This is a genomic window from Paenibacillus methanolicus (genome assembly GCF_008124765.1).
GTDB lineage: Bacteria > Bacillota > Bacilli > Paenibacillales > Paenibacillaceae > Paenibacillus_Z > Paenibacillus_Z methanolicus.
Genome location: NZ_VNHS01000008.1, coordinates 68,821 through 82,501, shown reverse-complemented (window position 1 = coordinate 82,501; position 13,681 = coordinate 68,821). Strand labels below are relative to the sequence as shown.

Annotated in this window: 8 protein-coding genes; 5 read left to right on the top strand and 3 right to left on the bottom strand. The window is 58.9% G+C overall.

Translation table 11 applies throughout. The features are described from left to right. Position 1: 1 nt before the first annotated feature. Both BCM02_RS20690 and BCM02_RS20685 read right to left on the bottom strand, forming a co-directional pair. Entirely contained in the window at positions 2-1,456 is a 1,455-nt protein-coding gene (locus BCM02_RS20690) for a spore germination protein (RefSeq protein ID WP_187434331.1), read from the bottom strand. Then, on the bottom strand, positions 1,453-2,577 hold the full coding sequence (locus BCM02_RS20685) for a GerAB/ArcD/ProY family transporter (RefSeq protein WP_148931039.1): 1,125 nt from the start codon (positions 2,575-2,577) through the stop codon (positions 1,453-1,455). The genes BCM02_RS20690 and BCM02_RS20685 overlap by 4 nt, the downstream gene beginning before the upstream one ends. Positions 2,578-2,824: 247 nt before the next feature. Here BCM02_RS20685 and BCM02_RS20680 point away from each other — a divergent pair, with 247 nt between their 5' ends. The 4 genes from BCM02_RS20680 (at position 2,825) to BCM02_RS20665 (ending at position 8,044) form a co-directional block, all read left to right on the top strand. Next, on the top strand, positions 2,825-3,136 hold the full coding sequence (locus BCM02_RS20680) for a hypothetical protein (RefSeq protein WP_148931038.1): 312 nt from the start codon (positions 2,825-2,827) through the stop codon (positions 3,134-3,136). Between the two features lie 363 nt (positions 3,137-3,499). Then, complete coding sequence (locus BCM02_RS20675) at positions 3,500-5,107, top strand: stalk domain-containing protein (RefSeq protein WP_148931037.1); 1,608 nt, start codon at positions 3,500-3,502, stop codon at positions 5,105-5,107. A 236-nt stretch (positions 5,108-5,343) separates the two neighbouring features. Then, positions 5,344-7,176: a UbiD family decarboxylase gene (locus BCM02_RS20670; protein WP_148931347.1), complete on the top strand. Its 1,833-nt coding sequence runs from the start codon at positions 5,344-5,346 to the stop codon at positions 7,174-7,176. A gap of 274 nt (positions 7,177-7,450) precedes the next feature. Next, positions 7,451-8,044 carry a M15 family metallopeptidase gene (locus tag BCM02_RS20665; RefSeq protein ID WP_148931036.1) on the top strand — a complete coding sequence of 198 codons (594 nt, stop codon included), beginning with the start codon at positions 7,451-7,453 and terminating at the stop codon, positions 8,042-8,044. 36 nt (positions 8,045-8,080) lie between these two features. Here the strand turns inward: BCM02_RS20665 and BCM02_RS20660 are convergent, their stop codons facing one another. Beyond that, entirely contained in the window at positions 8,081-8,815 is a 735-nt protein-coding gene (locus tag BCM02_RS20660; RefSeq protein WP_148931035.1) for a 4'-phosphopantetheinyl transferase family protein, read from the bottom strand. 308 nt (positions 8,816-9,123) lie between these two features. Here BCM02_RS20660 and BCM02_RS20655 point away from each other — a divergent pair, with 308 nt between their 5' ends. Continuing rightward, positions 9,124-13,656 (top strand): non-ribosomal peptide synthetase, encoded by a 4,533-nt coding sequence (locus tag BCM02_RS20655; protein WP_148931034.1) that lies wholly within the window; start codon positions 9,124-9,126, stop codon positions 13,654-13,656. The last annotated feature ends 25 nt before the right edge of the window (positions 13,657-13,681 follow it).

Genomic DNA, 13,681 nt, shown 5'->3' with positions numbered 1-13,681 from the left:
GCTAGGACGAACCTCCTTCGTTCTCATGCCGCGGCGACAAGGCGTCCGCTTCCGGCGGCTTCGAGGCTATACTGGCTTCGGCGGGCCGGATGACGGAGAAGAGCGGCAGCCGGATCAGTAGATCGCGCATGCCGTCCAGCCGAAGCGGCGCGATCGGTGTCAAGTAGGGCACGCCGACCGACTTGATGCCGGTTAAATAGATGCCGATCAGGAATAGGCCGAACAAGATGCCGACCAATCCGAGGCTACCTGCCATGAAGAGCAGCAAGAATCTCAGAATGCGGATCGGGAACGTCATGTTGTAGCGGGGAATCATCAGAGAGGCGATGCCCGTCATGGACACGACGATGACCATCGGCGTCGATACGATGCCCGCCTGCACGACCGCTTGCCCGATGACGAGGGCGCCGACGATGCCGACCGTCTGGCCCATGATCCGGGGCAGCCGGATGGCCGCCTCCCGAAGCGCTTCGAACGTCAGCTCCATGAGCAGCGCCTCGATTAACGCCGGGAAGGGCGAGACCTCGCGGGCGGCCGCGATCGACAGCAGCAAATTCGTCGGCATCATTTCCGGATGGAACGTCGTGATCGCCACGTACAGCGACGGCAGCAGCAGAGCAATGAACATCGATATGGCCCGGACGAGGCGGACGAACGTCGCGCTCCCGGTGAGCAGGTAGTAGTCCTCGCTCGCCTGGAAGGCGGTCCAGAACTGATAAGGCGCAATGATCGCGAACGGCGAATTATTCACCAGCACCGCGACCCTCCCTTCCAGCAGGGAGCCGCTGACGACATCCGGCCTCTCGGTGCTTAGCATCGTCGGGAACAGGCTGTACGGATGATCGCGAATACATTCCTCGACATGCGTGCTCTCCAGGATCGCCTCCGTCTTGATCGCGCCGATCCGCCGCGCCATCTCCTCGACGACTTCGGGGGAGGCGGTCCCTTCGAGATACAGCAGGCGCACTTCGGTCTGGCTGAGCGAGCCGATCATCCACGACTTGACGCGCAGCTTGTCCGTGACGAGCCTTCTTCGGATGAGCGCGACGTTCACGGCGAGCATCTCGGTGAAGCCCTCGTGCGGCCCTCGGACGGAAGGCTCGGAATCCGGCGTTTCGATCGGTCGATGGGGCATGGAGATCAAATTAACGGTAAGCAGCGACAGGTCGCGATGCCGGATGAGCAGCGCGGAACCGTTCAGCAGGCTTTTCACCGCCGTTTCGATGGTCTCTGCACGGTGCATCGTGCTGTTGCGGATCGAGAATCCGCCCCCCGCTTCGGAGAGCGGCGTCAGCACTTCCCGCTCCAGCCGGGAAATATCGATTAAACCGCACAAATAGACGACGGTCGCTTCGGGCGCGTCGTGGACGATGAGATCGGGGTCGTCGCCGAGCGTCGTCTTAATGCGTTCGACGGTATTCGAGACGGACGTCATTCCGGTGGTGGATATGGTCATGGCTTCCCTCCGGGCTGCGAGGATTGGAGCTGTTTCTTGACCGTCCCGATCGCGAGCACGACAATCGGGAGCATGACGAACAACGGTAATTCGATCACCCAGGGCACCCATTTGAGCCCGACGAAAATATGGCTGCTGATGCTCTTGGCGGTATAGATGGCCGTCAGCAGAATCATCGTGCCGACCGGGACGACGATCGCCCGATGATCGCGGATGTGCCATTGCGCGGCGATCCCGGCGCACGCGGCGTAGGCATAGGCGAATACCTTGAACATGCCGCCGGTAATGAAAATACTGACGACGGCAGGATCCAGATTATCGATGAAATCGGCGACCCGGATGAGCTGAAACGTCGACAGCAGCGGATAGAGCGCGCGAGAGAACATCTGCGGACCGAGCGTTCCCACGGCGATCAGGTCGAGCAAAATGAAGACGAGCCCGACAGCCAGCGAAGAGAACAGCGCGCTTCGGCGAAAATCCTTCGGCCCCACCGTCAGCGTCCACATCATCGCGAAAACGATCGTCTCGCCGAACGTTGTCGTCAGTCCCAACGGGAATACCGTAACCGCGATATGCTTCCAATCGGTCGCCATGGGTAACAGCCAGCCGAAGTTATTGACGCCGGAGCTGAGCAGCAGTGCCAGCAGCAGAAGCAGGAAGATGAAAATAAACCAAATACTGACCTCCGCTAGCCGGGCCATCCGTTCGATGCCCGCGTTCGCCGCGTACACCACGAGCACCAGGACGAGAAACATCGAGAAGCCGATCGGCGTTCTCGGCAGCAGGAACGTCGTCATTAATTCGCCGAGATCCCGCAGAATTCGGCCGGCTTCATAGATAAGAGCGAGAATATACAGCATGGCCAGCAGATGGCCGACCCAGCTGCCGAACGTAAGCTTGAGAATGGCGACCCAATTATGCTTCGGATGCTGCTCGTAGACTTTGGCGATGCACCAGACGACGCCGCAGCCGATCAGCGTGCTGATCAGCGCCGCCAGCCAGGCGTCCTGTTTGGCGCCGCCGGCGAAGCCGAACACGATCGTCGTGCCAAGCTGGAAAATAAAGAGAAGGCAGAACGTTTGCCATGGCGTCAGGCTCATGCGCACCAGCGTGCCTCCCATCCGGTAAATTCTGCTTATCTTCCCCCGCGCGCGTGAAAAATATGCCAGCGGCGGCCCTGGCGCTTTCGCGTAGTCTCAATACAATGTGAAGATCAACGGCAAGCACGCCTGAAGCGGGCGTGTTAATAACCCTTCCCATGTATCGGGTTGTGAATTTTGGATATCGTAATAGGCAGGACTTTCATGCTCTCCCACGCCTAGTGCGCGCCGTGACCGACACCGATCCGACTAAAGGGGAAACGATTCGATGAACAAGGAATTTATTAAAGAAACCGATGGCACGGTCACGAAAGATAAATATTTCGTCACCGTCGAAGCCGTCGATTATTACGAAGTGAAGAACGACCAACACGCGCTGTTCCTGGATAAGGGCAAGCAAGCGACGGTCGGCGATTATGTTCGGTTATTCAAGGAAGTCTTTGACGTCGATGCGGAACTGAAGAGTATCAGCCCTTATATGGAGTTTAAGGTGCCAAACCCGAAACCGAAAGGGATCCGATTATTGAAGGTGCTGCGCATTACGAGGGATTTCACGTACCGGCCGATTACGAAGATTTAATCCGAATCTTGCTGTCTGTCCAGACGGCGAAAAGGCTTAGCCGCGGGCAACCGCGGCTTTTTCTTATACTCAGCGTTCCAGGCTGGCGGACAATCCGTCGCGAGTCCGGTCGAGGAGAAGCTGGAAGCTAACATCTTAAAATCAGCTTCTATTTATCCATCGCAGAACCCCACCAATCCGTTTATCCGAAATGAAACGCGCCCCGCCCCCAAAAGACGGCATTAGCCGTTTCACCTTGAATACGCGCGTTATGGGAGCGAGAAAAGAAGAAAAAGGGAATTCGCGCGCGGCGTCGAATTGTGGGTGGAGCTATTGAATTGTCTACATTCGAAAGAAGATCAATAATAATCGGGGGCTTCAACCATGCGAGGATTAACCATTGGGAATAACAAACCACGCTTGACCGTATGCGCGATTACTATCGCGATCGCGCTCATCGCGGTCGAGGCGAGCGTGCCGTACGTTTCTGCCTTTGCAGCGGTTCAACCAGGCACGTCCGCCGCCATGTCGATCACGGTCGTCAAGAGCGGAGCTAAGCTTGCGCTTCCCGCTCCGCCTTACGCGCTGCGCGACACCGTCATGGTGCCGATGAAAGCGGTGCTCGACGCAAGCGGCGCGGCGAGCGTATTGGATCGGGGACAAATTACGGTGACTCTCGGCATGCGGGTGCTGAAAGCCGCGCTGAACGACAAACGCGTGCAGGTCGGCGGCCAAACGGTTCTGCTGAAAGAAGCGCCGACGCTCGCGAAGGGAAGACTGTTCGTGCCAAGCCAGTTGATCGCGCTGGCGCTTAACGAACCGGTCGTTTACGACGCGAAGCTAAAGCAGCTGCGCATCGGGTATACGCCTCAGGAGCTCGCGGCCATGCAGAAAGATTTGTTTCTGGCGGCGATGCGAGGCGACGCGGCCGCGATCGAGCGACTGTTGAAGCGAGGCATCGACCCGAACGCCAAGAACAAATATTACGGCGATTCGACGCCGCTCGACAAAGCGATTGCCAGCGGCGGCTTGGCGGCCGTCAACATGCTCGTCGCCCACGGCGCATCCGTGAAGCTGGTGTCCGCCCGGACCGGCCACGACCTGGTGATGAAACAAGACGCGGCCATGCTGTCCTGGCTGCTCGAGAACGGCTTCGATCCGAACGCGAAGGACCGCGAAGGTGCGACGCTGTTGGAACTTGCATCGGGAGTCATCGGCGTCTCGCAGAACGGCGGAGCGTCCCGGAACCAGTACCCGCTGCCGGCCATGGTCGAGGCTTTGCTCAAGCACGGTGCCGATCCCCGGAACGACGAATCGCTCTATAAAGCCGTGCAAGCGCAGAGCTATCCGATCGTGCAACAGCTTCTTCGGGCGGGCGCCGATCCGCATCGGGCGAACCGATTCGGGGACACGCCGATCCGGCTGGCCGAATCCAAGGGCTTGAGCAAGTGGCTTCTGGCACAGGAGACGGAGCCGCTTGTACCTTTCATTGCATTCTTGGGAGCCAAGGGCCGGTTCGTCGAGGACGGAACGGCTTACATTCGTTCGGCCGGAGGGGAATATCGGCCGTTCCAATGGACGGGACATTCGGCTTACTTCGACTTGCCGGACGGCAGCTACACGCTTATGGGCATCGGAACGTATAGTTGGGCGGGGATCATGCAGCAGCCGTTCGTCGTCAAAGACGGCCACGCCGATCTTGAACAGGTATACGTGCCGGCGACGAACGTAACGGGCAGCTTGACGTTCGCCGATGGCGCGATCGGAGCAACCGGATTTCTCCACGTCTATGGCAGCGACGGCAATTACCTGCTCACGGTTCCCGTCCACGAAGGCGTATTCCGGTTATATGCACCGGAAGGAACGTACTCGTTCCGAGAATATTACGCGGACGGCCGCGTCTATAAGGCGGAAGGACGCTTCGACGCCGATTCGAGCATGACGGTCGACGCGGCTGCGAAGGTCTTGAACGAAGATCCGTTTGCCCAATAGCGCAATCGATGGAACCGATTCTGCCGGCAGGATCGGTTCTACTCTTTTCCAAGGCGAAGGATGCCCCTTTCGAACCGTCGGTTTCGGCGGAAGTCGTAACGCTGTAGCGAATACCGTCGGGTATCAAGCTCGGCGAAAGTCGCTTCGCCTTGGCGACTTTCGTCGGCTTTTGACGAGGGCAATCCCGGATGCTACAGTTAGAGGTATACTATTTATTCATGGATTGGAGCATGCGGATGTATCGGAATATGGAAGAATGCGTGGCGGATTTGGAGCGTCACGGTCACTTGGTGCGGATCAAGGAGGAGGTCGACCCTTACCTCGAGATGGCGTCGATCCATCTGAAGGTATACGAGGCGGGAGGGCCGGCGCTGTTGTTCGAGAACGTGAAGGGCTCCAAATACCGGGCGGTATCGAATCTGTTCGGTACGCTGGAACGCAGCAAGTTCATGTTCCGCGATACGCTGGGCGGCGTGCGCCGTGTGATGGATTTGCGCGGGGATCCGATGCAGGCGCTGAAGCAGCCGTTCAGCCATCTGACGACGGGCATCGCGGCCTCCAAGGCGCTTCCGGCCAAGAAGAACGGCAGAGGACCGATGCTATCGCAGGAAATTCGGATCTCCGATCTGCCGCTCATCCAGAGCTGGCCGATGGACGGCGGCGCGTTCGTCACGCTGCCGCAGGTGTATTCCGAGGATCCCGCCAAGCCGGGCATCATGAACGCGAATTTGGGGATGTACCGGATTCAACTGACGGGCAACGAATATGACTTGAATGAAGAGGTCGGCGTCCATTACCAAATTCACCGGGGCATCGGCGTACATCAGCAGAAGGCGAGCAAGCGGGGCGAGCCGCTCAAGGTAAGCATCTTCATCGGCGGGCCGCCGGCGCATACGTTATCGGCCGTCATGCCGCTGCCCGAAGGATTGAGCGAGATGACGTTCGCCGGACTGCTGGCCGGACGCCGATTCCGCTATGGATACGAGGATGGTTACTGTATCAGCCATGACGCGGATTTCGTCATTACGGGCGAGCTTCGCCCGAACGAGACGAAGCCCGAGGGGCCGTTCGGCGACCATCTGGGCTATTATAGCTTGACGCATCCGTTCCCATATCTGCACGTCCACAAGGTGTACGCCAAGCCGAACGCTATCTGGCCGTTCACGGTCGTCGGCCGTCCGCCGCAAGAGGATACGAGCTTCGGCGCGCTCATTCACGAGCTGACCGGCGACGCGATCAAGCAGGAAATTCCCGGAGTCGAAGAGGTGCATGCGGTCGATGCCGCAGGGGTTCATCCGCTGCTGCTGGCGCTTGGCAGCGAGCGATATACGCCGTATCAGCGCGTGAAGCAGCCGACCGAGTTGCTGACGCTGGCCAGCCGCATTCTCGGCACGGGACAGCTCAGCTTAGCGAAATATTTGTTCATCACCGCCGAGGATGACGTTCCGGTGACGACGCACCGCGAGGCGGAATTTATGGGCTACTTGCTGGAGCGGATGGATTTGCGGCGCGACGTCCATTTTCACACGAATACGACGATCGACACGCTCGATTATTCCGGGACGGGGCTCAACAGCGGTAGCAAAGTCGTGTTCGCGGCTTATGGGGAGAAGATGCGCGAGCTTTGCCGCGAGGTGCCGGAAGCGCTCCGCGAGCTGAGAGATTTCCCGAACGCTAGGCTGATCATGCCGGGAGCGGTGGCGCTGCAGGGGCCGGCTTTCGCGAACTACGCGGAAGCGGAACGGGAGCTCGGTCTGCTCGGCGAAGCGATTCGCGAACGCGGGGATCTGTCCGAATGCCCGCTCATCGTCATCTGCGACGACAGCGACTTCATGACCGCGAAATTCGACAATTTCCTTTGGGCGGCGTTCACCCGAAGCAATCCTTCCCACGATATTCATGGCGTGAATGCCGGCTACGCATACAAGCATTGGGGCTGCGACAATCTGATCGTCGACGCGCGCCTGAAGCCGCATCATGCGCCGCCGCTCATTCCGGATCCGGCCGTCGAGAAGCGGGTGGAGCGGCTGTTCGCCAAAGGCGGAAGCCTCGAGAAAGTTCGCCTATAGCTGGTCGCCATAAAACCGCGATGTTCGCGGTTTTTTCGTTCTGAAGGGAACGAAGCCTTTCGTTCCGAATACTTCATCCGCTTGTACTGCCGGGGCGGAATCCAATTCATGACTTCGAATTTAATCGGGATTCGCATAGCCCCTTGTTCGCAACGGCTTGCTTTTTGCCTGCCAGACTCGTTTGAATAAGAAAGCCGTAGAGCGAAGGATGACTGCGAACCCGCCTTCACCGACTTAAGGAAGCCGATAATCCATGAAAGAAAGAGATGGAAGCATGCAATCTATACCGCAACACGTTCGCCCCCGCAAGCCGAAAAAGAGACGATCGATACGCCGATTTATGCTGTGGTTCACCTTTCTCGTTCTGCTGGCTGCAGCGGTCATCGAACTGATGCCTGCTGAAATCGTGCGGCATCCGGAACCGATAACCGGGCTGCATCCCGTGGTGGCGGCGAAGGCCCAACAGTTGAAGGAGGCGGGCAAGAAACGCGGCATCACGATTCGGATCACCGACGAATTCCGCTCCGCGGCCGAGCAGGATGCGCTGTACCGCAAGGGAAGAGAGACGTCCGGATCGATCGTGACGAACGTGAAGGGCGGGCATTCCTATCATAATTACGGCCTTGCCGTCGACTTCGCCATCGAGAAGGGAGAAGGAGAGATCATCTGGGATTTGGATTATGACGGCAACCGGGACGGACAATCGGATTGGATGGAGATCGTCTGGCTGGCGAAGTCGCTCGGTTTCAGCTGGGGCGGCGATTGGAAGGGATTCCCGGACTATCCGCATTTGCAGATGGATTTCGGCTTGTCGATCCGGGAGCTCCGGCAAGGAAAAAGGCCGCCGATGCCGGCGGCCGAACAATAACGGAATGTTGACGAGCGGCTGCTCAGGGGGTGGATACTAGCCGGACGGCTGCGTGAAGGTAGGGTCCGCATCGCAAGGCGAACGACCGTTCTCGCGTGTCCATTCCGACGGGGAGATGACATCCCACGCCTTGATCGTCATCCGGACGGGCTCGCGTTCCGCATCCAGAAGTTCTACGGCGATCGCAAGCTGGTAGGCCGGCAGAAGCTGGCAAGGCTCCATGAACAGCCAGCCGTCCCGTTCGCCCCGCTGCGCGCCGAGCGCGATCCGGATCTCTTTCGGGTCCATCGCGAAGCCCGTTCCCGCCGCCTTGATCAGCGCTTCCTTCTTGGTCCAAATCTCGTAGAAGGCATGGAGCTCCGATCCGGCATTCGCCTGCACATAGTTTCGTTCTTCCTGCGAGCAAACATGGCCGACGAGGTTAAGATTGGATGCCTCCATATATTCCAAGTCGATGCCTACGCGGCGATGACGGACCAGCGCGCAGGCGACGACGCCGTTCGCGTGCGTCAAATTAAACTGCCATTCGCCCGGAAAGGCAGGCTTGCCGTAAGCGGTCTGGTTTAGTTTCACGTCGTGCGGCGACATTCCGTATTTCCGGCCGAGCAGGCTTTTCATCAGGAGGCGCCCAAGCAGAAACTCCTTGCGCTTCAAATCCGTCCGGTACGCCCGGTATCGGTCCATCTCCTCTTCCGTCAGCGCGGCCGCCGCGGCTCGTCCGTCAAGCAGCCATTCATGCCCGCCGGAATGCGCGTAATAGACCTCGATCATTGCACTCAAACCGCCTTTCAACACAGCGTAATCTCCCTTTCACGCAACCTTCGAATAAAACCTGACGTTCGACCTATGCGAGCGTTCCCGCAAGTATAGAATTCAATGATTTTTTGAAGATATCAATCGTGTTTTCGCTACTATCGCATGAAAATTATGAAGGAATTCCTAAAAATAATGAAAGAAAAGCGAAATAAAATGATTGCGAAAATAATCGGCGATTGACTTTTTTTGGACCCTTTTGGTATCTTTTAGCTACTATCTCAGGGTGTCATAACCTGATTCTATCAAACATTGGGGGCGTAATCATGTACGGTTCGAAGGAGAGTCCGCTTTCCCGGGAATCCGTTTATCCGCTGACGCATCCGCAGCGGCGGATTTGGGTCATCGAGCAGATCTTTCCGGGCATGCCGCTGCACAATATCGGCGGTCCGGTTCGCATGAAGGGCTCCATCGATTTGGACGTCCTGGAGGCGTCCATTCTCGCCTTCATACGCAGACACGACGCGCTGCGAATCCGAATCGGCGAGGCGGACGGACAACCCTATCAAACCTTCGGCGACGCCGAACCGCTGATGATCGGCCGGCGAGACTTCAGCGGATCGCCCGATCCGGAAGGCGCGTTCCGCCGCTGGGTGGACGAGCAGGCGGGCAAGCCGTTTCGTTTGTCGGACGAGTCGCCGTTGTATGAATTCACGCTGTATCGCATCGGGGAGGACGACAGCGGTTATTTGTTCCGCTGCCACCATATCATCGCCGACGGCTGGTCCAATGCGATATTGACCAAGCAAATCGCCGATGATTACGCGCTTCTCGCGGCCGGAGGGCCGATACCGGAAGGCGAAGGGGCTTCCTCCTACGTCGATTATATCCGGCAAGAACAGCACTACTTGAACTCGCCTCGCATGGCGCGCAACAAGCGGTTCTGGAACGAGAAGTTCGCCTTGCATTCCGCGCCCGGCAATACGGGCTATCGATACGCGCCTACAGACGGCCGCCGCATGACCGTCGACTTCCAACCAGATCTCGCGCTCCTCATGAAAACATTTGCCGCACAAGCGAACGCCTCACTGAACGCATACTTCGTCATGCTATACGCTTTGTATTTGTACCGTACGACCGGTCAGACCGCGATTACGATCGGCACGCCCGTCGCGAATCGGTCCGGCAAGCAAGAGAAATCGATTTTCGGCATGTTCACCAGCACGATGCCGCTGCGTCTGCAGATCGACGAAACGGCGAAGCCTTCCGAGCTGTTGGCGGACATTCAGCGGGAGTTAACCGCCTGTTATTACCATCAGCGTTATCCCTACGATCTGCTGCTGCGGGATTTGGACGATGCGCACGGCGGAGGCGGGCAATTGTTTGATACATGCATCAACTACTATAACACGAAGCTGGCATCGTCTATCAATCACGCATCGATCGAGAACGTCGAATTTTACAGCGGGCATCAATGGTATGCGCTTCAGCTCGTCATCAAGGAATGGTCGGAGGACGGCGGCTTGACGCTGGATGCCGATTACAAGCTGTCGGAGCACGACGAAGACGGGATTCGGCGCATGCTGGCGCTTATTCGGACGATAAACGAGCATATTTTGACCGGAGCGAAGACCGCCGTCTCGCAGCTGGAGCTGCTGACGGAAGAAGAACGGAACCGCCAACTCATCGCGTTCAATGATACGGCTGTCGATTATCCGCGCGATCGGACGGTGTGCGATCTATTCGCCGAAGAAGCCGAACGCGGTCCGCATCGCATCGCGCTTCAAGACGGCGAAGCGGCAATGACCTACCGGGAGTTGGACGACCGCAGCGGCAGGCTCGCAGGCGTTCTGATCGGGAAAGGGGTTCGGCGGGAGTCGATCGTCGGCTTGCTTGTGCGGCATTCGGCCGAGGCTGTCGTCGCGATCCTCGCCGTGATGAAAACCGGCGGCGCTTATCTGCCGATCGATCCGGACTACCCATTCGACCGAATCGGCTATATGCTCGGCGATTCGGGCGCGGCGCTGCTGCTCACGGATGACGGCACGCACGCGGCGGCGGCGCGGTACGGAACGCAGCGAATTAACTTGCAAGATCCCGGCTTATATGAGGACAGCAGAGAGGCTGCCCTGGCTCTGCCTTCGGCGAAGCCGGACCAGCTCGCATACGTAATCTATACGTCCGGCTCGACGGGTAGGCCGAAGGGGGCTATGATCGAGCACCGGGGGTTAACGAATTACATTTGGTGGGCGAAGCAGATGTATACGCGCGGCAGGGGCGAAGTGTTCCCGCTCTATACGTCGCTCGCGTTCGATCTGACGGTGACGTCGATCTTCACGCCGCTCGTCAGCGGCGGAACCATTCGCGTTTACCGCTCCGACGACGGCGAATTCAGCCTGTTTCGGATTTTGCGGGACAACGAGGCAACGGTCGTCAAGCTGACGCCCGCGCACTTATCTTTGCTGAAGGATACGGATTATCGCGATTCATCGGTCAAAACGTTCATCGTGGGAGGAGAGGATCTCAAAACCAGCTTAGCGCAAGCCATCACGAACCGATTTGGAGGGGAAATTGACATCTATAACGAATACGGCCCGACCGAGACCGTCGTGGGCTGTATGATTCACAAATTCGATCCGGATGAAGACGGCAGAGCCTCGGTGCCGATCGGCGTTCCGGGACATAACGTGCAGCTGTACGTGCTGGACGAACGGATGCGGCCGGTGCCGCCGGGCATGCTCGGGGAGTTGTTCGTGTCGGGAGACGGCGTAGCGAGAGGCTACTTGAACCGCGAAGAATTGACGCGCGAGCGTTTCGCGGATAATCCGTTCAAGTCGGGGGCGCGCATGTACCGAACCGGCGATCTCGCGCGTTTCCTGCCTTCGGGCAAGCTGGAATACGGCGGACGGATCGACCATCAGGTGAAAATCCGCGGTCACCGCGTCGAGCTGCCGGAAGTCGAGGCTTGTCTCATGAACATGAACGGGATGCGCGAGTGCGTCGTCATCGACTTGGAGCAAGAAGGCCAGGGACGCTACCTGTGCGCATACTACGTTGCCGACCGGACGTGGACGGACCGCGAACTTGCATCCCAGATGAGCAATACGCTTCCGGACTATATGGTGCCAACCTCTTACGTCCGCCTGGATCATATCCCGCTGAACGTCAATGGGAAGGTGGACCGCCCGCGGCTGCCAGAGCCGGAACGCCGTTCCGTCAAGGGAGACTACAACGCGCCCGATACGCGGGCAGAGAAGCTGCTCGCGCATACGCTCGAGTCGGTATTGGGCTTCTCGCCGATCGGAATGGGCGACAACTTCTATCATCTGGGCGGCGATTCGATCAAGGCGATCCAAACGGCCTCCCGGTTATCCCAGGCGGGGGGATCGATTAAGGTCAAGGATATGCTGGCCAATCCGATCATCGGGGATATGGCAAGAGCCGTGCAGATCCGGGCGGAGCGGGACGCACGCCGTAACGAGCCCGGCACGGGAGAGCTTGCGCCGACGCCGATTCTGGCCTGGTTCATGAACCGGGAGCTCGCGCAGCCGCACCATGACCATCAATCGGTATTGCTCCGGCTGAAACAACCGCTATCCAATCGGGAGATCGGACTGATTATGCGGGCGCTGATCGGCCATCATGACGCGCTGCGGTTGAATCTTCGGCGCGGAACGAGAACGTGGCATTACACGGATCGAGCGGAATCGGACAGCGGCTTTGCGGTGAAAGGCTACGACTTGTCTTCCCTATCCGGTCAGGAGCGGCAGGACAAGCTGGCAGAGCTGGGCGAACGATTCAAATCGGAATTCGACCTCTACGAAGGCTTGCTCTTCAAAGCTTGCCTGTTCGACTTGGGCGAAGACGGGCCGCATCTGCTGCTCGCGGCGCATCATGCGGTAGTGGACGGCGTCTCCTGGCGGATTCTGCTGGAAGATTTCGCGCTGGCGGCGGAAGCCGTGCGGCAGGGCAAGGAGATCCTGTTCCCGCCTACGACGGATTCCTATCAGCGGCATGCGCTGCGGCTCATGGAGCAAACAGAGGCAGACGAGGCAGAACTAGCCTATTGGAGGAAGGCAACCGACCTGGCGACGGCTTGGCCGGAGGATCGGGATTTTGGCGAAGACGTCTGGGGGAGCTCCCATACCGAGACCATCCGGTTGTCGGAGACCGACACGAATGCGCTGGTCGGCGGCGCCAACTTGGCTTATGGCACGCAGCCGATCGAGTTAATGGCCGCCGCGCTCGCGGAAGCGCTCGGCGCCGCGTTTCCCGCGACCGAACCCGTCGTAGAGCTGGAAGGACACGGGCGGCTAGACGCCGGGGAGGATGCGGACGTCGGTCGGACAGTCGGCTGGTTCACGACGCTCTATCCGGTCTTGCTGCCCCGGGGCGGGGATATAGCCGCTCGCATCAAGGCGGCGAAGGAAACGCTTCGGCGGGTGCCGCGAGGCGGAATCGGGTTCGGCGTACTGGCCGAACATCGGAACGCGTTCCCGGCGTATCGGGGCCTCAAGCCCGTCCGCTTCAACTATCTTGGCGAATTCGGCCGGGAGCTCGATAACGAATGGTTCGCTTATTCCGACTTACCGACAGGGGCCGAATCCGGCCCGGCCAACGCGCTCTCCTTCCGGCTGGAGTGGAACGCGATGATCATCGGCGGCAGGCTGCAGGTCGGGATCACGTACAGCCGCAACCTTTATGCGGACGAGACGATCGAGCGCCTCGCCGCGCATTATGCCGATGCGCTTCGAACGATTCTTCGGCATTGCGCGGATAAGGAGGAGTCCGAATTCACGCCGTCCGATTTCGAGACCGCGGCGCTGTCGCAAGCGGATTTGGATCATCTTTTTCGATAAAGCACGCAGCCGACGAGAGGAGCTA

What these genes read in the sequence shown, in the direction of transcription:
- BCM02_RS20690 (WP_187434331.1), bottom strand. Translation starts at nt 1,456, where the DNA reads ATGACCATATCCACCACCGGAATGACGTCCGTCTCGAATACCGTCGAA.
- BCM02_RS20685 (WP_148931039.1), bottom strand. Translation starts at nt 2,577, where the DNA reads ATGGGAGGCACGCTGGTGCGCATGAGCCTGACGCCATGGCAAACGTTC.
- BCM02_RS20680 (WP_148931038.1), top strand. Translation starts at nt 2,825, where the DNA reads ATGAACAAGGAATTTATTAAAGAAACCGATGGCACGGTCACGAAAGAT.
- BCM02_RS20675 (WP_148931037.1), top strand. Translation starts at nt 3,500, where the DNA reads ATGCGAGGATTAACCATTGGGAATAACAAACCACGCTTGACCGTATGC.
- BCM02_RS20670 (WP_148931347.1), top strand. Translation starts at nt 5,344, where the DNA reads ATGTATCGGAATATGGAAGAATGCGTGGCGGATTTGGAGCGTCACGGT.
- BCM02_RS20665 (WP_148931036.1), top strand. Translation starts at nt 7,451, where the DNA reads ATGCAATCTATACCGCAACACGTTCGCCCCCGCAAGCCGAAAAAGAGA.
- BCM02_RS20660 (WP_148931035.1), bottom strand. Translation starts at nt 8,815, where the DNA reads ATGATCGAGGTCTATTACGCGCATTCCGGCGGGCATGAATGGCTGCTT.
- BCM02_RS20655 (WP_148931034.1), top strand. Translation starts at nt 9,124, where the DNA reads ATGTACGGTTCGAAGGAGAGTCCGCTTTCCCGGGAATCCGTTTATCCG.